This is a genomic window from Streptomyces sennicomposti, from assembly GCF_019890635.1.
Lineage (GTDB): Bacteria > Actinomycetota > Actinomycetes > Streptomycetales > Streptomycetaceae > Streptomyces > Streptomyces sennicomposti.
Genome location: NZ_JAIOAB010000048.1, coordinates 34,669 through 55,735, shown reverse-complemented (window position 1 = coordinate 55,735; position 21,067 = coordinate 34,669). Strand labels below are relative to the sequence as shown.

The following is a 21,067-nucleotide window of genomic DNA, read 5'->3' as shown; positions in this document are numbered from 1 at the left end:
CCCCCGCCCCCGCACCGGCCCCAGAGCCGCCCCCCGCCCCCCACCGGACTCCGCCCACAACCCCGCCAGCCCCCGCGCCGGATACACCACCGTCGGCTGCCACGGCTCCTCGAACCCGCTGACCACCTCGGGCCACGAGAACACGCTGGGCATCAGCACCAGCCCCTGCCCGCCCAGCTCCCGCGCATGCTCCCCGTGCCAGTCCACGGTCAGCGTCCGCCCGTCCCAGGCCAGCCGCCGGTCCAGCTCGGGCAGCAACGCCTCCAGCCCCACCTCGGCCAGCCGCCGCGAGTGGTACGAGACATCGGCCTCCAGCAGCGCCCGCAACCGCGGCCACTCCGGCTCGACCAGCGCATGCCAGGCGGCCTCCGTCAGATCGGCCAGCTCCCGCACCGCCCGCTCGGGATCGGCGAGCCAGGCCCGCCCGCGGGGCGACTCCAGCGCACCGGGCGTATCGGCGAGCGACAGCGCGATGTCCTCCCGCGCCGCGACCGGATCGGCGGCCCGTACCCCGGCGATCTCCTCCTCGAAGGTGGCGGTGGGCCCGATCGGCGGCGGCCCCAGAAAATCGGGACTGTGCCCGCGCAGGGGCATGAGCAGCCACAACGGCGCGAGATCGAGCCCACGGGCGGCCTCGCGGATGCGCCGCAGCCACTGCGGGTGGTACCCGTGCCGGTCGGGCCGCCCCAGAGTCCGTACGGCCTCCTGCGTCTCCCACAGCGGCGAGACGGCGAACCGGCAGCGCATGAGGTCGTCGTCCCCGAAAACAAGCCGAAACGGCATAGCTGATCCCAACACCCCGGAAGATTCGCCAGAGACCGAAACTTTAGGCCCCGCAGCCCCCACCGGGCAGCCTGCGGCCCATGCAAGAGCAAGCCCCACCGACCCTGCCCGACCCCGCACGCACCCCCGGACCTGCACGCACCCCCGGACCTGCACCCACCCCCGATCCCGCCCCCACAACCGAACCCGCACTCACCCCGACCCCGACCCCGACCCCGACCCAACTCCCGTCACACCCGACCCCCAACCACCCCCCGACCCCCAACCACCCCCCGACCCCCAACCACCCCCCGACCTACGCCCACCCCCCGTCCCACCCCCCGACCTACGCCCAAGCCCTGGCCGTCCCCGAGTTCAGAGCGGTCTTCGCCGCCCACGCCCTCTCCCTCCTCGGCGTGATCGTCAGCGAGATCGCCCTCTCGGTCCTGGTCTACGACCTGACCGGCTCCCCCCTCTGGAGCGCCCTCACCTTCGCCCTGGGCTTCCTGCCGTACGTCGTCGGCGGCACCCTCCTCGCCGGAGCGGCGGACCGCTTCCCGGCCCGCACGGTGCTGGTGACCTGCGACCTGGTCTGCGCGGCCTGCGTCGTCCCGATGGCGACGTCGAGCGCGCCGATCGGCGTCGTGCTCGCCCTCCGCTGCGCCCTCGCGGTGGTGTCCCCGGTCTTCCAGGGCACCCGCATGGCCACGCTGGCCGACATCCTGGGCGACGGCGACCTCTTCGTCCTGGGCCGCTCCCTGCTGCGGATCGTCTCGCAGAGCTCCCTCCTGGTCGGCTACGGCCTCGGCGGCATCCTGCTCACGGTGGTCAGCCCAAGACACGCACTGCTGATCACGGTGGCCACGTTCCTGCTCTCGGCGACGCTGCTCCGCTGCGGCACCAGGCACCGCCCGGCACGTTCCGCACGGCAGCCCGCACCCACCACGGCGACCGCCCCCACCACGGCCCGCCCCCTCCTGGCGGACTCCCTCCAGGGCGCCCGCCAGGTCCTGGCGCACCCCAGGGTGAGAACCCTGCTGCTCCTCTTCTGGATCCCCCCGATGTTCTCGGTGGTCCCCGAGGCCCTGGCCGCCCCGTACGCCGCCGCCCTGGGCACCGGCTCCACCGGCCTCGGCCTCCTGATGTGCGCGCTGCCGATCGGCACGATCGCGGGCGAGCTGTACGCGGGCGCCCGCCTGCGCCCGGCCACCCGCGAACGCGTCGCGCTCCCGCTGGTCTGCTGCATGCTGCTGCCGTACCTCGGCTACGCCTGGCACCCGGGCCTCACCGCCTCCCTGCTCCTGCTGCTGCTCTCGGGCGCGGGCTCGGCGTACACGCTGGGCCTGGACCAGTGGTTCGTGGCGGCCGTACCGGAGGACCTGCGCGGCAGGGCGATGACGCTGCTCACGGCGGGCCTGATGACGATCCAGGGCGTGGGCATGGCCCTGGCGGGCGTGGCGGCCGAGTTCGCCGGTGTGACGGCGACGGTGGCGGGGGCGGGCGTCCTGGGGACGGCGTCCTGCGCGGCCCTGGCCGTGGCGGTCCGGAGGACCGACAGGCGAGACGGGGCTGACCGCGATATGACCGACGGGTAGGGTCTGATGCCGTGCCGAAGCCCCTCAGTCTCCCGTTCGACCCCATCGCCCGCGCCGACGAGCTGTGGAAGCAGCGTTGGGGAAACGTGCCGTCCATGGCGGCGATCACCTCGATCATGCGCGCCCACCAGATCCTGCTGGCCGAGGTCGACGCGGTGGTCAAACCGTACGGACTGACGTTCGCCCGCTACGAGGCCCTGGTGCTGCTCACCTTCTCCAAGGCCGGCGAGCTGCCGATGTCGAAGATCGGCGAGCGGCTGATGGTGCATCCCACGTCCGTGACGAACACCGTGGACCGCCTGGTCACCGCCGGCCTGGTGGCCAAGCGCCCCAACCCGAACGACGGCCGCGGCACGCTCGCCGTGATCACGGACAAGGGCCGCGAGGTCGTGGAGTCGGCCACCCGCGATCTGATGGCGATGGACTTCGGCCTGAGCGCGTACGACGCGGAGGAGTGCGCGGAGATCTTCGCGATGCTGAGACCCCTACGGGTGGCGGCGCACGACTTCGACGAGTCCTGAGCCACCCCTGAGCCGTAGCTGAACCACCCCTGAGTCACGGCTGAGTCGTGGTTGAACGAGGTGCACCGCGCCCCGGCGCGAGGTCCGCTTCGCCCTCCGGCGCGAGGGCCGCGTCGGGGGCGACCCGGGGCAAGATCTCCCGGAACGGGCGGTTACGCTCGTCGGCATGAAACGAAGCGTGCTGACCCGCTACCGCGTCATGGCCTACGTCACCGGCGTGCTGCTGGTCCTGCTGACCCTCGGCGTGATCGCCAAGTACGGCCTGCAGATCGACGGGGCCGCGAAGTTCACCACCGTCATCGGCATCGCGCACGGCTGGCTGTACGTGATCTACCTGGTGGTCGCCTTCGACCTGGGCTCCAAGGCGAAGTGGCCGGTCGCCAAGCAGCTGTGGGTCCTGCTCGCCGGCACCATCCCCACCGCGGCCTTCTTCGTGGAGCGCAGGATCAGCCGCGAGCTGGAGGCCAAGGTCGAGGCCCCCGCGCCGGTGGCCGCCGAGGCGTAGAGGCACCGCCTCGCGGCGGCGCGCCGGCCTCCCGGCACGGCGTCACCGCGCCGCTCACCGCCGTACGCCACCACGCGTACGGCGGTTACCCGTCGACATTTACTAGGACGTCCTAGTAAATTCGAGGGTATGGACGCTGACGCCATCGAAGAGGGCCGCCGCCGCTGGCAGGCCCGGTACGACGCCGCGCGCAAGCGCGACGCAGACTTCACGACTCTCTCCGGCGATCCCGTCGACCCCGTCTACGGCCCCCGTCCCGGGGACGCCTACGAGGGCTTCGAGCGGATCGGCTGGCCGGGGGAGTACCCCTTCACGCGCGGCCTGTACCCGACCGGCTACCGGGGGCGGACGTGGACCATCCGGCAGTTCGCCGGATTCGGCAACGCCGAGCAGACCAACGAGCGCTACAAGATGATCCTCGGCAACGGCGGCGGCGGCCTCTCCGTCGCCTTCGACATGCCGACGCTGATGGGCCGCGACTCCGACGACCCGCGCTCCCTGGGCGAGGTCGGCCACTGCGGCGTCGCCATCGACTCCGCGGCCGACATGGAGGTCCTGTTCAAGGACATCCCGCTCGGCGACGTCACCACCTCGATGACGATCAGCGGCCCCGCCGTGCCCGTCTTCTGCATGTACCTGGTCGCCGCCGAGCGCCAGGGCGTGGACCCCGCCGTCCTCAACGGCACGCTCCAGACGGACATCTTCAAGGAGTACATCGCGCAGAAGGAGTGGCTCTTCCAGCCCGAGCCGCACCTGCGCCTCATCGGCGACCTGATGGAGCACTGCGCCGCCCGCATCCCGGCGTACAAGCCGCTGTCCGTCTCCGGGTACCACATCCGCGAGGCCGGGGCCACGGCGGCGCAGGAACTGGCGTACACCCTCGCGGACGGCTTCGGGTACGTGGAGCTGGGGCTCAGCCGCGGTCTCGACGTGGACGTCTTCGCGCCCGGCCTGTCCTTCTTCTTCGACGCGCACGTCGACTTCTTCGAGGAGATCGCCAAGTTCCGCGCCGCGCGCCGGATCTGGGCCCGCTGGATGCGGGACGTGTACGGCGCGAAGTCCGAGAAGGCGCAGTGGCTGCGCTTCCATACGCAGACCGCCGGAGTCTCGCTCACCGCGCAGCAGCCGTACAACAACGTCGTGCGGACGGCCGTGGAGGCGCTCGCGGCGGTGCTCGGCGGCACCAACTCGCTGCACACCAACGCCCTCGACGAGACCCTCGCGCTCCCGAGCGAGCAGGCCGCGGAGATCGCGCTGCGCACGCAGCAGGTGCTGATGGAGGAGACCGGGGTCGCGAACGTGGCCGATCCGCTGGGCGGTTCGTGGTACGTCGAGCAGCTGACCGACCGGATCGAGGCGGACGCGGAGAAGATCTTCGAGCAGATAAGGGAACGCGGGCTGCGGGCTCACCCGGACGGGCGTCACCCGGTCGGGCCGATCACGTCCGGGATTCTGCGGGGGATCGAGGACGGGTGGTTCACCGGGGAGATCGCGGAGTCGGCGTTCCGGTACCAGCAGGCGCTGGAGAAGGGCGACAAGCGGGTCGTCGGGGTCAACGCGCACACCGGGTCGGTGACCGGGGATCTGGAGATCCTGCGGGTGAGTCACGAGGTGGAGCGGGAGCAGGTGCGGGTGCTGGCCTCGCGGAAGGCGCGGCGGGACGAGAGCGCTGTGCGGGCGTCGTTGGACGCGATGCTCGCGGCGGCTCGTGACGGGTCGAACATGATCGAGCCGATGCTGGAGGCCGTGCGGGCGGAGGCGACGCTCGGGGAGATCTGCGGGGTGCTGCGGGAGGAGTGGGGGGTGTACACGGAGCCTGCCGGGTTCTGAGGCGGGGGTGTGCGGGCGGTGGGGAGTTCGCCCCCGCCGCCCTTACCCGCCCCAAGCTCTCGGCTTCGCTCGGGCAGGGGGGACCCTCAGCATCCCTGGGGGCTGCCGCCCCCAGACCCCCGCTTCGGCCTGGACGGCCTCGTCCTCAAGCGCCGGACGGGCTGTCGGCCGCCTTGCGCTCAGGTGCGGACGGGCTGTCGGTGGCGGCCCTGTTGCCAGGTGCGGGCGGGCTGTCGGCGGCCGTCCCCGTCTGGTGCTCCTGTGGGCGGCCGGGCAGGGAGGTCAGGCCTGTCACCAGGACTCTGGTGAAGCCGCGTACCCAGTTCTCGTCCGCCGGCTGCGCGCTGACCAGGGTGCGGTGGACCACCGCGCCGGCCACCACGTCGAAGATGAGGTCGACCGTGCGGGCCGCTTCCTCGGGGTCCTCCTCCGGGGGGAGTTCGCCGCGGGCCTGGGCGCGGGCGCGGCCCTCCAGGACCAGCCGTTTCTGCCGTTCCACGATCGAGGCGCGGATGCGCTCCCGCAGCGCGTCGTCCCGGGTCGACTCGGCGACGACCGCCATCAGGCCGCTGCGCGCCTCCGGGCGGGCCAGGATCGCCGCGAACTGCAGGACCACGCCCTCGATGTCGGCGGCCAGGCTGCCGCGGTCGGGCACCCGGAGTTCGTCGAACAGCTCGGCCACCGCGTCCACGACCAGCTCGTTCTTGCCCGCCCAGCGGCGGTACAGCGTCGTCTTGGCGACCCCGGCGCGGGTGGCCACGTCCCCGAGGGTGAGCTTGGACCAGCCCAGTTCCACCAGGGCCGCCCGGGTGGCGGCCAGGATCGCCGTGTCCGCGGTCGCGCTGCGCGGGCGGCCGGCGCGGGCGGCGGGCGACGGGGTGCGACTGTGCATGTCCCGACCATAACCGGCGGATTCCGTGCGGTCGTGAGGGAGATCACCGGGAATCCGTTTCGCGGAGGCACTCAGTGCCATTACGCTACGGGTCGTAGCGAAAGCGTGGGCATCGCCCCGCGCCGAGCGACGACCACACGCAGACCAGCACGCCACAGCACCGCAGTACCGGAGCAGCACAGCACTACGGCGCAGTACCACCGCGGTCCGCCGCCGGCCGCACAGGCCGCACGCGGCGACCACGCAGACCGCGGGCGCCGGCCGCCGGGCCACCCGCACCGCCGATCCGGCCGGGCGCGGGGGCGACAACAGCAGAGGCGAGACGCCAGTTCCGCAGCCGGCGTCCGGTGGGGACCGGACGTCCGTGCGGTCCGGCTTTCGAGCGGTTTTCACTTCGACACGTGGAACGGGGAGGATAGACGCATGCAGCCACGGAACATGTCCATGAGCGGAGTCGTCGACCTCGCCGCGGTGAAGGCGGCCCAGGAGGCCAAGGCGAAGGCGGAGCAGGCGCGCGCCCAAGCGGCCCGGGAGGGCGGGACCGGCGCCGTCTCCCCGGCCGATCTCGTCATCGACGTCGACGAAGCCGGCTTCGAACGCGATGTCCTGCAGCGCTCCGCCGAGGTACCGGTCGTCATCGACTTCTGGGCCGAGTGGTGCCAGCCCTGCAAGCAGCTGAGCCCGGTCCTGGAGCGGCTGGCCGTCGAGTACAACGGGCGCTTCCTCCTCGCCAAGATCGACGTCGACGCCAACCAGCTGCTGATGCAGCAGTTCGGGGTCCAGGGGATCCCGGCGGTGTTCGCGGTCGTCGCCGGCCAGGCCCTGCCGCTGTTCCAGGGCGCGGCGGGCGAGGCGCAGATCCGCCAGACGCTGGACCAGCTGGTGCAGGTCGCCGAGCAGCGGTTCGGGCTGACCGGTCTGGCCGTCGACCCGGACGCGGAGCCGGGCGGCCAGGCGCCCGCGCAGCCACAGGAGGGCCCGTACGACGCGCTGCTGAACGCGGCGGCGCAGGCGCTGGACGCCGGTGACATGGCCGGCGCGGTCCAGGCGTACAAGAACGTGCTGGCCGACGACCCGGCGCACCCCGAGGCGAAACTGGGTCTGGCGCAGGCCGAGTTGCTCCAGCGCGTGCAGGGCCTGGACCCGCAGAAGGTCCGTCAGGAGGCCGCCGAGCGGCCGGCCGACGTGCCGGCGCAGATCGCCGCCGCCGACCTGGACCTGGTGGGCGGTCATGTGGAGGACGCGTTCGGCCGCCTCATCGACACCGTGCGGCGCACCGCCGGCGAGGACCGGGACGCGGCGCGGCTGAGACTGCTGGAGCTGTTCGAGGTCGTCGGGGCCGACGACCCGCGGGTGGCGGGAGCGCGCCGGGCACTGGCCCGAGCCCTGTTCTGACCCCGGTCAGGGGCACCGCGCCGGGCGGCCGCCGCGGGGCGGGGCGTGTGGTGCCCGGGTGAAAGATCTGCCGCCGCGTCGTCACAGCGGCCGCGCTTTACCAAAACTTGGTAAACGCGGCCGCTGTTACTGCGAGTAAGTCGGGGGTGGATTCCTGCCCCCTTTCGTCCAGGGATCAATAGTTTTGCCCTGGCCTATGTTGCGACCGTGTGTCGCCGCCCGGGACCGGTGAGTCGTACCCCGGTTATCGGGCCGTTACTAGCGAGTAACGAACCCCCTTGTGCGGGCGGCGAGAATGCACCACGATCGGCGACGCTCGGTCCATTCCCCGTATCCCCGGCAGCCGGCCGGGTCACGGGCCTTCTGGGTCCCCACCGGGCAGGGCCGACGGCAGTGGCGCCGGCCCTTGGACAGGGGGGTCTTCGCCGCTCGGTGAAGCCTGTCCAGCAAGGTTGTGCGTGATGCGTGTCAGGCGCGACCAGTGGTTGTCGCTCGGGGGTGATCGCCGGTGATTCGGGCGCGGTTCGCGCCGCCGAGCGCGGGCGCTCTCCTTCCCGAGGACGTAGCACTTCTCCCATCCCTGCCCGGCCGAGCCGCCGAACCCGGGGCGAGCCGAGGCCAGGAGATGTACGTCCGAGAAGGAGGAACAATATGGAGTCCCAGGTGCGTGGCGGGACCAGATGGAAGCGGTTCGCTGTGGTCATGGTGCCCAGCGTCGCCGCGACGGCAGCGATAGGCGTCGCCCTGGCACAGGGTGCGCTCGCCGCGTCGTTCAGCGTGTCGGGCCAGGAGTTCAAGGTCACGGCCGACGAACTCAACGGCACGAAGTTCACGCAGTACGGCGCGCTCGACCCCGGCTACACGCTCTCGGGCGAGAAGACCGCGCACGCGGTCGCGGTGTCGTCCTTCGACCACGCGACGATCAAGAACCTGTGCCAGTCGGTCGTCACGCCGAACCTGCCGATCGTCGGCACCATCACGCTGCGGCTGGAAGCGGGCAAGAGCGACCAGGAGAGCGGGCAGGTCTCGGCCGGCAAGCTCTACATGGACGTCTCCGACCTGAACACCACCGGGTACGCCCAGTTCGGCAACATCGACATCGGTGTGGCCGCCGGTGACACGGGCGACGCCAAGCTCGGTGGCAAGGGCATCGGCATGAAGGGCGGCAACGAGCAGGCGAGCAAGTACGGCTTCGCCCAGCAGGCCGACACCGCCAAGCTGGTCGGCGTGCAGTCGACGGCGTGGGCCACCACCGCCGGCACCTTCACGCTCCCGAAGCTGCACCTCTCGCTCAAGAGCGGCAGCGGCAAGGGCGTCGAGTGCTACTGAGCACCCGGTGACGGGCGGGGGAGGCAGTGAGCCGCCCCCGCCCCGCCACATGCGGGCCGCGCCCGCCCGTACACCCCCCACATCACACCGCACCACAACCACAGCAACGCTGCACCAGGGAGCTGTTTTCCATGAGCGCCGAGACTCCTGCCGCATCCGGCCAGTTCACCCGCCGGAGGCTGCAGTTCCGCGCCTGGCGGGGCACCCGGCCGTTCTGGGCCGGCCTGTTCGTCTTGCTCGGCGGCTTTCCGATCATGTACTTCCCGTACGCGCATCTGCAGCTCGGCCACCTGACGCTCGCCATGTCCACCACGGCGGGCGCCGGTTCCCTGATCATCGGCGTGCTGCTGGTCGTCCTGGGCATCAGCCTCTGGTTCCAGAAGCACATCCGGGTCTTCGCGGGCGTCGCGTCGATCCTGCTGGCGCTGGTGTCCATCCCCGTGTCCAACTTCGGCGGCTTCCTCCTGGGCTTTCTCTTCGCCCTCATCGGCGGGGCGATGGCCGTGTCGTGGGCGCCGGGCGCGCCGCCCGCGCCGCAGGACCCCGAGACGGCCGGACCGGCGGCGGGCGGCGAGCCCGGGACCGTCGGCGACCCGGCGGCGGACACGGCGGGCGACGGTGGTGCCTCCCAGGGCTTCGAGGCCCTGGGGGAGAACGACCTGTCAGGAACGAGCCCGGCCAACGGGGCGAACGGGAGGCACAGTGCCGGCTGACGAGGTGACCCGGGGGGCTGATCCGGAGGAGCCCCGGGCGAGAACCGGGCCGCGCCACGCGGCGCCCAAGAAGCCGCTGTTCACCAGGTTCCACATGCCGGCCGGCAAGGCGATGGCCATGGCGGCGATGCCGACGGCGGTCATCGTGGGCATGGGCTTCACGGCCTCGCTGGCCGTGGCCGACAACAACAAGGTCGCGGCGTCGCCCACCGAGACGATGAACGCCGAGGACTACCAGGCCTGTGTGGAGGCGCTGAAGGCGGACAAGGACAAGTCCTCTCAGTCGCCCTCGCCGTCCGCCTCCGCGAGCGCGTCCGAGTCGGCGACGGAGAGCACTCCCTCTCCGTCGGCCACCGCCACCGGTTCGGGGGAGGAGTCCTCGCCGGACAAGGCGGGCCGGGACAAGGCGGGCCAGGGCACGGCGGGCCGGGACGAGGCCGCCTCGGGCACGTCGTCGTCGGACAAGGCGGCCCCGGGCACGTCCTCTTCGTCGGATTCAGGTTCCGACGACAAGGGCGGTGCGGCGGCCTCCGGCTCCGGCGCGGCGAGCACCACGCCGAGCCCGTCGGCGACCGAGAAGAAGGACGGCGGTCTGCTGGGCGCCATCGGTGACGCGATCGGCGACACGGTCGACGGCATCGGGAACGTCCTGACCGGCGGCAAGTCGGGCTCGGGCGCCGCCTCCTCGCCGAGCGCGTCGCCCACGCCGTCCGCCTCCGCCTCGCCGTCGGCGAGCACGGGCGCGAGCGGTTCGGACCAGGGCGGTTCGGCCGGTTCCGGCGGCAAGAGCGCGACCGACACCGTCAAGGACACCGCGGACAAGGCCGCCGGCACGGTGAAGGACACCGTCGACGGCGTGACCGACACGGCGTCCAAGGCGGCCGAGGACGCCAAGGAGAAGGCCGAGGACGCGAAGGAGAAGGCCGAGGAGGCCACCTCCTCGCCGAGCCCGAGTCCCTCCGCGAGCGCCTCGGTGGACCCGGAGGAGTGCCCGGCGGCCACCGACGCCGAGGGCGGCGTCGACAACAAGATCCCGCTGCCGGACGACCCCTGGTACCTGAACGCCAGCTCGCTGACGCTCAAGGGCGCCCACTACAAGGGCATCGTGGAGGTCCGCACGGCCAACGGCACCGTCAAGAAGGTGCTGAAGTACGTCATCTCGGCCGGCACCGACATCGGCGACCTGCACCAGACGGTGAAGGACAAGCTGTCCGGCAAGACGTACCACGTGCAGGCGGCCAAGGGCTCCACGTCCACCATCACCGACGGCGACACGGTGATGTACACCGAGAGCATCTCCGGCAACCTGCTCGGGCTGATCCCGATCACGTTCAGCCCGGACAGCCCGCCGCCGCTGGACATCCCGCTGATCTACTTCACCAAGGTGAAGGTGGTGCAGGCCGGCCAGTTCGGCGGGACCCTGAAGGTGCCCGGACTGCACCAGTACACGACCGACGGCGTCTGAGCCGCCGGTCGCCGCGAACCCGTCCGGGAGCCGCAGAGAAAGACCGAGGGCGCCCTCCGCACCGTGCGGAGGGCGCCCTCGGCCGTCGTCTGCGGGACGCGGGCCCGGCGGGCCCGGCCGTCAGTCGCGGCCGTTGCCGCCCAGGTGCAGGACGCGGACCATGTTGGTGGTGCCGGGGACGCCGGGCGGGGAGCCGGCGGTGATCACCACGACGTCGCCCTCGTTGAACCGCTTGAGCTTGATCAGCTCCTGGTCGACCAGGTCGACCATTTCGTCGGTGCTGTTGACGAACGGCACGATGTGCGGCTCCACGCCCCAGCTGAGCGCCAGCTGGTTGCGGGTGGCCTCGTCGGTGGTGAAGGCCAGGATCGGCTGGGTCGCGCGGTAGCGGGACAGCCGGCGGGCGGTGTCGCCGGACTGGGTGAAGGCCACCAGGCCCTTGCCGCCCAGGAAGTCGGCGATCTCGGCGGCGGCACGGGCCACCGAACCGCCCTGCGTACGCGGCTTCTTGCCCGGGACCAGCGGCTGCAGGCCCTTGGACAGCAGCTCCTCCTCGGCCGCCGTGACGATCTTCGACATCGTCTTGACGGTCTCGATCGGGTAGGCGCCCACGCTGGACTCGGCGGACAGCATCACCGCGTCCGCGCCGTCCAGGATCGCGTTGGCCACGTCGGATGCCTCGGCGCGGGTCGGCCGGGAGTTGGTGATCATCGATTCCATCATCTGGGTCGCCACGATCACCGGCTTGGCGTTGCGCCGGCACAGCTCGATCAGGCGCTTCTGCACCATCGGGACCCGCTCCAGCGGGTACTCGACCGCGAGGTCGCCGCGGGCCACCATCACCCCGTCGAACGCCATCACGACGTCCTCCATGTTCTCCACCGCCTGCGGCTTCTCCACCTTGGCGATGACGGGGACCCGGCGGCCCTCCTCGTCCATGACGCGGTGCACGTCGGCGACGTCCTTGGCGTCCCGGACGAAGGACAGCGCGACGATGTCGCAGCCCATGCGCAGCGCGAAGCGCAGGTCCTCGATGTCCTTCTCGGACAGCGCGGGCACGTTCACCGCGGCGCCGGGCAGGTTGATGCCCTTGTGGTCGGAGACCACACCGCCCTCGATGACGATCGTCCGGACCCGCGGGCCCTCCACGTCCAGGACCTTCAGCTCGACGTTGCCGTCGTTGATGAGGATCTGGTCGCCGCGCGAGACGTCGCCCGGCAGCCCCTTGTACGTCGTGCCGCAGATCTGCTTGTCGCCGGGGACGTCCTCGGTGGTGATGGTGAACTCGTCACCCCGCTCCAGCTCCACCGGGCCCTCGGCGAAGGTCTCCAGCCGGATCTTCGGGCCCTGCAGGTCGGCGAGGACGGCGATGGCCCGGCCGGTCTCCTTGGCGGCGGCCCGGACGCGGTCGTACCGCCCCTGGTGCTCGGCGTGCGTGCCGTGGCTGAAGTTGAAGCGGGCCACGTTCATGCCGGCTTCGATCAGCGCGACGAGCTGCTCGTGGGAGTCGACCGCGGGGCCGAGAGTACAGACGATTTTCGAACGGCGCATGGGGCGATCCTATCGGTTTGTTTCGCTGCGGAATATTCCGTCTGGCGGAAGATACAAATGGGCGCGTTCCCGCTCAGGCGAGTACCGGAATTCCGCGGAAGTTACTCAGCGGTTTTCTCCGGTGCTTCTCCACCGCTTCCCCGCCGGCGTTCCCCGGCGCGCCCTCACTCGTCCTTTCCGACCAGTGCGTAGGTCTGGCTGGCGATCTCCATTTCCTCGTCCGTCGGCACCACGGCCACCGCCACCCGCGCGCCCTCGGGCGAGATCAGCCGCGCCTGATCGCCCCGTACGGCGTTGCGGGCGCCGTCCACCGCCAGGCCGAGCCCCTCCAGGCCGGCCACGGCGGCCTCCCGGACGAAGTCCGCGTTCTCGCCGACCCCGGCCGTGAAGGCGACCGCGTCCACCGTGCCGAGTACCGCGTAATAGGCGCCGATGTACTTCTTCAGGCGGTGGATGTAGATCTCGAAGGCGAGCCGCGCCTGCTCGTCGCCCTCGTCCATCCGGCGCCGTATCTCCCGCATGTCGTTGTCGCCGCACAGGCCGAACAGACCGCTCCTCTTGTTGAGAAGAGTGTCGATCTCGTCCATGGACATTCCGCCGACACGCTGCAAATGGAAGATGACGGCCGGGTCGACGTCGCCGGAACGCGTTCCCATCACCAGCCCCTCCAGCGGGGTGAGCCCCATCGAGGTGTCCACGCACCGGCCGCCGCGCACCGCCGAGGCGGACGCCCCGTTGCCCAGGTGCAGCACGATCACGTTGACGTCCTCGGGCGCCCTGCCGAGCAGCCGAGCGGTGGCGCGCGAGACATAGGCGTGCGAGGTGCCGTGGAAGCCGTAGCGGCGCACCCGGTAGCGGTCGGCGATCTTCGTCTCGATGGCGTAGCGGGCCGCCGACTCCGGCATCGTGGTGTGGAAGGCGGTGTCGAAGACGGCGACCTGCGGCAGATCGGGGCGCAGCGCCATGGCGGTGCGGATGCCGGTGAGGTTGGCCGGGTTGTGCAGCGGCGCGACCGGGATCAGCCGCTCGATCTCGGTGAGCACGGTGTCGTCGACGACCGTCGGCTCGGTGAAGAACATGCCGCCGTGCACCACCCGGTGGCCGATCGCTGCCAGGTCGGGGGAGTCCAGGCCGAGGCCGTCCTTGGCCAGTTCCTCGGCGACGGCCTTGAGGGCGGCGTCGTGGTCGGCGATCGGGCCGTTCTGCTCGCGGGTGTCTGCGGAGACGACGCAGGTGTGCTTGAGCCGGGAGGTCTGCTCGCCGATCCGCTCGACCAGGCCGACGGCGAGCCGGCTCGCGTCGCGCATGTCGAGCAGCTGGTACTTCAGCGACGAGGAGCCGGAGTTGAGGACGAGGACGCGGGTCGCGGTCACGGTGTGCGAAGCCTTCTTCCGTGGGTTCAGCCGGCGGCCGGCCGGGCCTGGGCCTGGATCGCCGTGATGGCGACGGTGTTGACGATGTCCTGGACGAGCGCGCCGCGGGAGAGGTCGTTGACCGGCTTGCGCAGGCCCTGCAGGACCGGGCCGACCGCGATCGCGCCGGCCGAGCGCTGCACGGCCTTGTAGGTGTTGTTGCCGGTGTTCAGGTCCGGGAAGATCAGCACGCTGGCCTGGCCGGCGACCTCCGAGCCGGGCAGCTTGGTGGCGGCGACCGACGGCTCCACGGCCGCGTCGTACTGGATCGGGCCCTCGATCATCAGGTCCGGGCGGCGCAGCCGCACCAGCTCGGTCGCCTCGCGCACCTTGTCCACGTCCGCGCCGGTGCCGGAGGTGCCGGTGGAGTACGACAGCATCGCGATCCGCGGCTCCACGCCGAACTGGGCGGCGGTGGCCGCCGACTGGACGGCGATGTCGGCCAGCTGCTCGGCGTCCGGGTCCGGATTGACCGCGCAGTCGCCGTAGACGAGCACCTTGTCGGCCAGGCACATGAAGAACACCGACGAGACGATGGAGGAGTCCGGCTTGGTCTTGATGATCTCGAAGGCCGGGCGGATGGTGGCGGCCGTGGAGTGCACGGAGCCCGACACCATGCCGTCGGCCAGGCCCTCCTGGACCATCAGCGTGCCGAAGTAGTTCACGTCGCAGACCACGTCGTACGCCAGCTCGGTGGTGACGCCCTTGTGGGCGCGCAGCCGGGCGTACTGCTCGGCGAAGGAGTCGCGCAGCTCGGAGACGGCCGGGTCGATCAGCTGCGAGTCGGCGAGGTCGATGCCGAGGTCGGCGGCCTTCTTGCGGATCGCGTCCACCGGTCCGAGCAGCGTCAGATCGCACACGCCCCGGCGCAGCAGCACCTCCGCCGCGTGCAGCACGCGCTCCTCGGCGCCCTCGGGCAGGACGACGCGGCGCCTGTCGGAGCGGGCCTGTTCGAGCAGCTTGTGCTCGAACATCATCGGGGTGACCCGGTCGCTGCTCGGCGCGGAGACGCGCTTGTTGAGGTCGGCGGTGTCGACGTACCGCTCGAACAGGCCGAGCGCGGTCTCCGCCTTGCGCGGGGTGGCCGCGTTCAGCTTGCCCTCCAGGGCGAACAGCCGCTCGGCGGTGGGGAAGCTGTTGCCGGTGACCGAGACGACCGGGGTGCCGGGGGCGAGCCGGGCGGCCAGGGTGAGGATCTCCTCGCCGGGCTCCTCGTTCAGGGTGAGCAGCACACCGGCGATCGGCGGGGTGCCGGCGCTGTGCGCGGCCAGCGAGCCGACGACCAGGTCGGCGCGGTCGCCGGGGGTGACGACCAGGCAGCCCGGGGTGAGCGCCTTGAGGAGGTTGGGCAGCATCGCGCCGCCGAAGACGAAGTCCAGCGCGTCGCGGGCGAGGCCCGAGTCGTCGCCGAGCAGCACCTTGCCGTCCAGGGCCTGGGCGATCTGCGCGACGGTCGGCGCGGACAGGGCGGGCGCGTCGGGCACCACGTAGCAGGGGACGGGCAGGCGGCCGGCGAGCCGCCCGGCTATCTCGTCGCGGTCCTCGGGCGCGACCCTGTTGGTGACCATGGCCAGCACGTCGCAGCCGAGGCCGTCGTAGGCGCGGTAGGCGTTGCGGGTCTCGGCGAGCACCGACTCCGCGCTCTGCTTGCGGCCGCCGACGACCGGGAGCACCGAGGCGCCGAACTCGTTGGCGAGACGGGCGTTGAGCGACAGCTCGTCGGGCAGCTGGGTGTCGGCGTAGTCGGTGCCGAGGACGAGGACCACGTCGTAGTCGCGGGCCACCAGGTGGAAGCGGTCGACCAGGGCGGACACCAGTTCGTCGGTGCCCTGTTCGGCCTGGAGGGCGGACGCCTCCTGGTAGTCCATGCCGTAGACCGTCGTCGGGTCCTGGGAGAGCCGGTAGCGGGCGCGCAGCAGTTCGAAGAGGCGGTCGGGGCCGTCGTGGACCAGCGGGCGGAAAACGCCCACCCGGTCCACCTGCCGGGTCAGCAGCTCCATGACTCCCAGCTCCACGACCTGGCGGCCGTCACCGCGGTCGATGCCGGTCACGTACACGCTGCGGGTCACGCGGCTCTCCGTTTCCTCGGTTTTCCTCGGGTCCTCGGGTCTTCGAGAAGGCTCCCGCAGGTGCTCGGCGTGCAAAAAAAGCCCGCCGGGCGAGCGGAGCCCTCTTGACAATACCCCCGCCGCTAAGTAAGGCGCCCGTCAAGACGTAGCCGCCCCGGGGACGTGAAACAATCGGACAGGATCACCGGTATCAACAGTGAGCAGGAGACACAGCGCGATGCGTATCGGAGTTCTCACGGCGGGCGGCGACTGTCCGGGACTGAACGCGGTGATCCGGTCGGTCGTGCACCGAGCGGTCACCACCTACGGCGACGAGGTCATCGGCTTCGAGGACGGCTACGCCGGCCTGCTCGACGGCCGCTACCGCACGCTCGACCTCAACGCGGTCAGCGGCATCCTCGCCCGCGGCGGCACCATCCTCGGCTCCTCGCGCCTGGAGCGCGACCGGCTGCGCGAGGCCTGCGAGAACGCCTCCGACATGATCCACCGGTTCGGCATCGACGCGCTCATCCCGATCGGCGGCGAGGGCACGCTGACCGCCGCACGCATGCTCTCGGACGCCGGTCTGCCGGTGGTCGGCGTGCCCAAGACGATCGACAACGACATCTCCTCCACCGACCGCACCTTCGGCTTCGACACCGCCGTCGGCGTGGCCACCGAGGCGATGGACCGGCTCAAGACCACCGCCGAGTCCCACCAGCGCGTGATGGTCGTCGAGGTCATGGGCCGGCACGCGGGCTGGATCGCCCTGGAGTCCGGCATGGCGGCCGGCGCCCACGGCATCTGCCTGCCCGAGCGCCCCTTCGACCCCGCCGACCTGGTCAAGATGGTCGAGGAGCGCTTCGCCCGCGGCAAGAAGTTCGCCGTGATCTGCGTCGCCGAGGGCGCCCACCCCGCCGAGGGCAGCATGGACTACGGCAAGGGCGCGATCGACAAGTTCGGCCACGAGCGCTTCCAGGGCATCGGCACGGCGCTGGCGTACGAGCTGGAGAGCCGGCTCGGCAAGGAGGCCAAGCCGGTCATCCTCGGCCACGTCCAGCGCGGCGGCGTGCCCACCGCCTACGACCGCGTCCTCGCCACCCGCTTCGGCTGGCACGCGGTGGAGGCCGCGCACCGCGGCGAGTTCGGCCACATGACCGCCCTGCGCGGCACCGACGTGGTCATGGTGCCGCTCGCGGAGGCCGTGACCGAGCTGAAGCGGGTCCCGAAGGACCGGATGGACGAGGCGGAGTCGGTCTTCTAGCCGGCGCTGCGGGGCGGGTCAGCGCCCCGGTGAAGGCGCGGCGGTGCCGGCTGCGCCTCCCGGGCCACGGCCGTGCCTTCCGTGGCTACGGCTGCGCCTTCGCCCAGAAGTGCTCCACGATCCGGTCCAGGAAGTCGCGCCCGGCGTCGCCCGACTGCCGGGCGGCGCTGTTGCCGCCCCAGCTGAGCGAGGCGACCACCTGCCCCTGGTAGTCCTGGTGCAGCCGCTGGAGCGCCCGCTCCAGCTGCCGCCGCTCCAGCGGCACCAGCTTGCCCACCGGGCGGACGTACGCCTGCCAGCGGGTGCCGACCGCGCTGCGCAGCAGCTCGGCGAGGTCCGCCTCGCGGCCGGTGACGGCGACGAAGTCGGGCAGCGCCAGGTCGAGCACCCGGGCGAGCGCGGCGGACTGCCGCTCGGTGCCGCGCCAGCCGTCGCCGTCCTCCATCCGCTGGTAGCGGGCGAGTTCGAGACCCACCGCGCGTGCCACCTCCTCGGCCGGCAGCCCGCGCGCCACGCGGTGCTCGCGCAAGGTGCGCGGCCGGCCGATCAGTTCGCCCGGAGAGCACCACAACGCGCCCGCGAGGGCGGTGAGTTCGGGGCTGGACGGGGAGGCGATCCCGCGTTCCCAGGCGGTGACGAGATCCGGGGTCGCGTACGGCAGTCCGTAGGAGGCGCGCAGGGTGTGGGCCACGTGCTCGGGGCCCATGCCGAGGGCGGCGCGGATCCGGCGGGCGGCCGGGGCGTTGAACGGCGGCGTGGACGCGTCGGACGGGCCGGTGGCGGGCTGGTTCGGTGGGGCTGAGGGTCGGTGCACGGGCACAAGCTAGGGGCCCCGCGCCGCGGTGACCACGGTCCGTTCCCACAGGATCACGGGTTGTCGGAAAGTACGGTTCCGTAGGTTCCGCGGTACGGGCATGTGGGGAGCCCGACGGGGGCTCAGCGGGAACCGCCGCTTCCGCGCACCCAGCGGTACACCAGCTCCGGGCGGCCCACCTGGCCGTACAGCGGCTTGCGGGCGGCCAGGGCCGCTTCCACCAGGTGCTCCAGATAGCGGCGGGCGGTGATCCGGGAGATGCCCACCGCCTCGGCGAGCGCGGCGGCCGTCAGCCCCTCGTCCGCCTCCCGCAGCGCGCACGTCACCCGCTCCAGGGTCGGCGCGCTCAGCCCCTTCGGGAGCGCGGCCGGTCCCGGGGCGCGCAGCGCCGCCAGCGCCCGGTCCACCTCGTCCTGCCCGCTGGCCTCGCCCGCCGCCGCGCGGAACTCGGCGTAGCGCACCAGGCGGTCCCGCAGCGTCGCGAACGTGAACGGTTTCAGCACGTACTGGACGACGCCGAGCGAGACCCCCTCGCGCACCACCGCGAGGTCCCGCGCCGAGGTCACCGCGATCACGTCCGCGTGATGGCCGGCGGCCCGCAGGGAGCGCGCGAGCTGAAGACCGTGCACGTCCGGCAGGTGCAGATCGAGCAGGAGCAGGTCCACGGGGGTGCGCTCCAGCTCCCGCCGGGCCTGCGCACCCGTGTGCGCCTTCCCGACCGCGACGAACCCGGGCACCCGGCCCACGTACATCACGTGCGCGTCCGCCGCGACGGGATCGTCCTCGACGACGAGCACCCGGATCGGAGCGGCGCCGCCTGTCCCGGTCCCGCCTGCTCCCGCCGCTCCCGGTCCGCCCGCCGGCCCCTGGGCCGCCCGCGCCGGCCTGTCGCCCGCCGCGTCGCCCGGTCCGGCGGCTGTCGCGCCGCCCGGTCGCGCGCCCGCCGCGCCGCCTGCTCCGTCGGCAGTCCTGCCGCCCGATCCGGCGACTGCCGGGCCGCTCGGTCCGTCGGCCGCTCTGCCGCTCGGCTCGCGGTGCTCGCGGTGCTCGCGGTTCGCCTGGTCGTGGGTCATGCCCTGCCTCCGGGGGCGGTGGTCGTGGGGGCGGGGCCGGCTGCGGGGGCGGTCGCCGGACCGTCCCCGGCGGGCGGTGCGGTGACCGGGTCTCGCTCAGGGCGTGGCGAGGCGGTCGGACCGTCCCCGGCATGCGAGGCGTCCACCGATCCGCCCTCGGAGGGCCGGGGGACGGCCGGGTCGGTCCCGGTGGGCGGGGCGGTCGCCGGGTCGGTCCCGGTGGGCGGGGCTGTCTCCGGGCCGTCCCCCAGGGGCAGGCGGGCCTCGAAGGCCGCGCCGCCGTCCTCCGCCGGCGTCACCGTCAGGGTGCCGCCGTGGCGGTGGACCGCCTGGCGGGCGAGGGCCAGGCCCAGGCCGCGCCCGCCGGCAGCGGTCGCCTTGGTCGAGAAGCCGCGCTGGAAGACCAGGTCCGTGTGGGCCGGATCGACGCCGGGCCCGGTGTCCGCCACCCGCAGCACCAGCTCGGCCTCCCGCGCGCACGCCGCCACGGTCACCGTCACCCGGGGCCGCGGCCCGCCCTGCGCCGCGTCCACCGCGTTGTCCACCAGGTTGCCGAGGATCGTCACCAGGTCCCGGGCGGGCAGGGCGGCCGGCAGGAGTCCGTCGTCCAGGCCGCTGTCCTCGGACACCACCAGCTCCACGCCCCGCTCGTTGGCCTGCGCCGTCTTGCCGAGCAGCAGCGCGGCCAGCACCGGTTCGCTCACCGCCGAGACCACCTGGTCGGTCAGCGCCTGCGCCAGCTCCAGTTCCGCCGTCGCGAAGTCGACGGCCTCCTCGGCACGTCCCAGCTCGATCAGCGACACCACGGTGTGCAGGCGGTTGGCCGCCTCGTGCGCCTGGGAGCGCAGCGCCTGCGTGAACCCGCGCTCGGAGTCCAGCTCGCCCATCAGCGACTGGAGTTCGGTCACATCCCGCAGGGTGACCACCGTGCCCCGGCGCTGCCCGCCGGAGACCGGGGAGGTGTTCACCACCAGCACCCGCGACGCGGTCAGGTGCACCTCGTCCAGCCGGGGCTCGGAGGACAGCAGCGCCCCGGTCAGCGGGGCGGGCAGCCCCAGCTGAGCCACCGACCTCCCGACGACCTCCGCCGCGCCGCCCACCCCCAGCAGCTCGCGCCCGCCGTCGTTGATCAGCGCCACCCGGTAGCCCGCGTCCAGCATCAGCAGCCCCTCGCGCACGGCGTGCAGCGCGGCCTCGTGATAGTCGTGCATCCGGCTGAGCTGCTCGGCGTTCATCCCGTGGGTGTGCCGGCGCAGCCGCGCGTTGATGACGTACGTGGCGAGCGCCCCCAGCGCGAGGATGCCGGCCGCGACCCCGAACAGCGCCGTGACCTGCTCCTGGACCCGCGCGCTGATCGCCTCCACCCGGATGCCCGCGCTGACCAGGCCGACGACCCGGCCGCCGTCGAGGACGGGGGTGACCGCGCGGACGGACGGGCCGAGGGTGCCGGTGTAGGTCTCGGTGAAGGTCTCGCCGTGCCGGGCGGGCGCGATGGTGCCGAGGAAGGGGCGGCCTATCTGCTGCGGGTCGGGGTGGGTCCAGCGGATGCCCTCCGGCGTCATGATCGTGACGAAGTCGACCCCGGTGTCCCGCTGGACCCTCAGCGCGTACGGCTGGAGGTCGGCGGTCGGGTCGGGGTCGCGGATCGCGGCCCGCACGGAGGGGGAGTCGGCGATCGAGCGGGCCACGGCCGTGGCCTGCCGGCGCGCCGCGCCCTCCGCCTGGCCGCGGTCGCTGACGTAGGTGAACAGTGCGTATCCGGCCACCACGAGCGCCAGCAGCACGGCCTGCATCGCGAAGAGCTGGCCCGCCAGGCTGCGCGGTCTCGGGAGGGCGGGTATACGCATGCGGCAAGTCTGCCTCCCGGCCGTGGCGTGAACTAAATGAACGGAAGGGTG

At 72.4% G+C, this 21,067-nt stretch carries 17 protein-coding genes; 9 read left to right on the top strand and 8 right to left on the bottom strand.

Annotated features, from left to right (window positions below; all coding sequences use genetic code 11):
- Positions 1-783: DUF5937 family protein (locus K7787_RS23450; RefSeq protein ID WP_223002811.1), on the bottom strand; the 783-nt coding region annotated here is incomplete at its 3' end.
- 338 nt (positions 784-1,121) lie between these two features.
- Between K7787_RS23450 and K7787_RS23445 the strand changes: the two genes are divergently transcribed.
- The 4 genes from K7787_RS23445 (at position 1,122) to icmA (ending at position 5,213) form a co-directional block, all read left to right on the top strand.
- Entirely contained in the window at positions 1,122-2,357 is a 1,236-nt protein-coding gene (locus K7787_RS23445) for an MFS transporter (protein ID WP_223002816.1), read from the top strand.
- A gap of 11 nt (positions 2,358-2,368) precedes the next feature.
- Positions 2,369-2,878: a MarR family winged helix-turn-helix transcriptional regulator gene (locus tag K7787_RS23440; RefSeq protein ID WP_164393770.1), complete on the top strand. Its 510-nt coding sequence runs from the start codon at positions 2,369-2,371 to the stop codon at positions 2,876-2,878.
- 166 nt (positions 2,879-3,044) lie between these two features.
- On the top strand, positions 3,045-3,383 hold the full coding sequence (locus K7787_RS23435; protein WP_009190677.1) for a DUF3817 domain-containing protein: 339 nt from the start codon (positions 3,045-3,047) through the stop codon (positions 3,381-3,383).
- Between the two features lie 129 nt (positions 3,384-3,512).
- Positions 3,513-5,213: a coenzyme B12-dependent isobutyryl-CoA mutase large subunit gene (icmA, locus tag K7787_RS23430; RefSeq protein WP_164393774.1), complete on the top strand. Its 1,701-nt coding sequence runs from the start codon at positions 3,513-3,515 to the stop codon at positions 5,211-5,213.
- 145 nt (positions 5,214-5,358) lie between these two features.
- Here the strand turns inward: icmA and K7787_RS23420 are convergent, their stop codons facing one another.
- Positions 5,359-6,105 (bottom strand): TetR/AcrR family transcriptional regulator, encoded by a 747-nt coding sequence (locus K7787_RS23420; RefSeq protein WP_247721201.1) that lies wholly within the window; start codon positions 6,103-6,105, stop codon positions 5,359-5,361.
- 423 nt (positions 6,106-6,528) lie between these two features.
- On the opposite strand from K7787_RS23420, the gene K7787_RS23415 reads away from it, so the two are divergent.
- The 4 genes from K7787_RS23415 to K7787_RS23400 all read left to right on the top strand — a co-directional run bounded on the left by K7787_RS23415 (position 6,529) and on the right by K7787_RS23400 (position 11,007).
- Positions 6,529-7,500: a tetratricopeptide repeat protein gene (locus tag K7787_RS23415; protein ID WP_037725533.1), complete on the top strand. Its 972-nt coding sequence runs from the start codon at positions 6,529-6,531 to the stop codon at positions 7,498-7,500.
- Between the two features lie 651 nt (positions 7,501-8,151).
- Positions 8,152-8,829: a DUF6230 family protein gene (locus K7787_RS23410; RefSeq protein ID WP_019983695.1), complete on the top strand. Its 678-nt coding sequence runs from the start codon at positions 8,152-8,154 to the stop codon at positions 8,827-8,829.
- A 131-nt stretch (positions 8,830-8,960) separates the two neighbouring features.
- Positions 8,961-9,542: a DUF6114 domain-containing protein gene (locus tag K7787_RS23405; protein WP_223002810.1), complete on the top strand. Its 582-nt coding sequence runs from the start codon at positions 8,961-8,963 to the stop codon at positions 9,540-9,542.
- A 94-nt stretch (positions 9,543-9,636) separates the two neighbouring features.
- On the top strand, positions 9,637-11,007 hold the full coding sequence (locus K7787_RS23400; RefSeq protein ID WP_247721200.1) for a CsbD family protein: 1,371 nt from the start codon (positions 9,637-9,639) through the stop codon (positions 11,005-11,007).
- A 120-nt stretch (positions 11,008-11,127) separates the two neighbouring features.
- Here K7787_RS23400 and pyk read toward each other — a convergent pair whose 3' ends face one another.
- From pyk to pta, 3 genes are all read right to left on the bottom strand, one after another.
- Positions 11,128-12,558, bottom strand: a complete 1,431-nt coding sequence (gene pyk / locus K7787_RS23395) for a pyruvate kinase (RefSeq protein WP_009190684.1) — start codon at positions 12,556-12,558, stop codon at positions 11,128-11,130.
- Positions 12,559-12,722: 164 nt separating this feature from the next.
- On the bottom strand, positions 12,723-13,931 hold the full coding sequence (locus tag K7787_RS23390) for an acetate kinase (protein WP_164393782.1): 1,209 nt from the start codon (positions 13,929-13,931) through the stop codon (positions 12,723-12,725).
- Between the two features lie 26 nt (positions 13,932-13,957).
- Positions 13,958-16,039, bottom strand: a complete 2,082-nt coding sequence (gene pta / locus K7787_RS23385; protein WP_223002808.1) for a phosphate acetyltransferase — start codon at positions 16,037-16,039, stop codon at positions 13,958-13,960.
- A gap of 217 nt (positions 16,040-16,256) precedes the next feature.
- On the opposite strand from pta, the gene K7787_RS23380 reads away from it, so the two are divergent.
- Positions 16,257-17,282, top strand: a complete 1,026-nt coding sequence (locus tag K7787_RS23380; protein ID WP_223002807.1) for an ATP-dependent 6-phosphofructokinase — start codon at positions 16,257-16,259, stop codon at positions 17,280-17,282.
- An 85-nt stretch (positions 17,283-17,367) separates the two neighbouring features.
- Here the strand turns inward: K7787_RS23380 and K7787_RS23375 are convergent, their stop codons facing one another.
- The 3 genes from K7787_RS23375 to K7787_RS23365 form a co-directional block, all read right to left on the bottom strand.
- Entirely contained in the window at positions 17,368-18,096 is a 729-nt protein-coding gene (locus K7787_RS23375; protein WP_009190688.1) for a helix-turn-helix domain-containing protein, read from the bottom strand.
- A gap of 122 nt (positions 18,097-18,218) precedes the next feature.
- Complete coding sequence (locus K7787_RS23370; protein ID WP_372456680.1) at positions 18,219-18,899, bottom strand: response regulator; 681 nt, start codon at positions 18,897-18,899, stop codon at positions 18,219-18,221.
- Positions 18,900-19,165: 266 nt separating this feature from the next.
- The gene (locus tag K7787_RS23365) at positions 19,166-21,016 is read right to left on the bottom strand and encodes a sensor histidine kinase (protein ID WP_223002806.1); all 1,851 of its coding nucleotides are present in this window, start codon (positions 21,014-21,016) and stop codon (positions 19,166-19,168) included.
- Between the last annotated feature and the right edge of the window lie 51 nt (positions 21,017-21,067).

What these genes read in the sequence shown, in the direction of transcription:
- K7787_RS23435 (WP_009190677.1), top strand. Translation starts at nt 3,045, where the DNA reads ATGAAACGAAGCGTGCTGACCCGCTACCGCGTCATGGCCTACGTCACC.
- icmA (WP_164393774.1), top strand. Translation starts at nt 3,513, where the DNA reads ATGGACGCTGACGCCATCGAAGAGGGCCGCCGCCGCTGGCAGGCCCGG.
- K7787_RS23420 (WP_247721201.1), bottom strand. Translation starts at nt 6,105, where the DNA reads ATGCACAGTCGCACCCCGTCGCCCGCCGCCCGCGCCGGCCGCCCGCGC.
- K7787_RS23415 (WP_037725533.1), top strand. Translation starts at nt 6,529, where the DNA reads ATGCAGCCACGGAACATGTCCATGAGCGGAGTCGTCGACCTCGCCGCG.
- K7787_RS23410 (WP_019983695.1), top strand. Translation starts at nt 8,152, where the DNA reads ATGGAGTCCCAGGTGCGTGGCGGGACCAGATGGAAGCGGTTCGCTGTG.
- K7787_RS23405 (WP_223002810.1), top strand. Translation starts at nt 8,961, where the DNA reads ATGAGCGCCGAGACTCCTGCCGCATCCGGCCAGTTCACCCGCCGGAGG.
- K7787_RS23400 (WP_247721200.1), top strand. Translation starts at nt 9,637, where the DNA reads ATGCCGGCCGGCAAGGCGATGGCCATGGCGGCGATGCCGACGGCGGTC.
- pyk (WP_009190684.1), bottom strand. Translation starts at nt 12,558, where the DNA reads ATGCGCCGTTCGAAAATCGTCTGTACTCTCGGCCCCGCGGTCGACTCC.
- K7787_RS23380 (WP_223002807.1), top strand. Translation starts at nt 16,257, where the DNA reads ATGCGTATCGGAGTTCTCACGGCGGGCGGCGACTGTCCGGGACTGAAC.
- K7787_RS23365 (WP_223002806.1), bottom strand. Translation starts at nt 21,016, where the DNA reads ATGCGTATACCCGCCCTCCCGAGACCGCGCAGCCTGGCGGGCCAGCTC.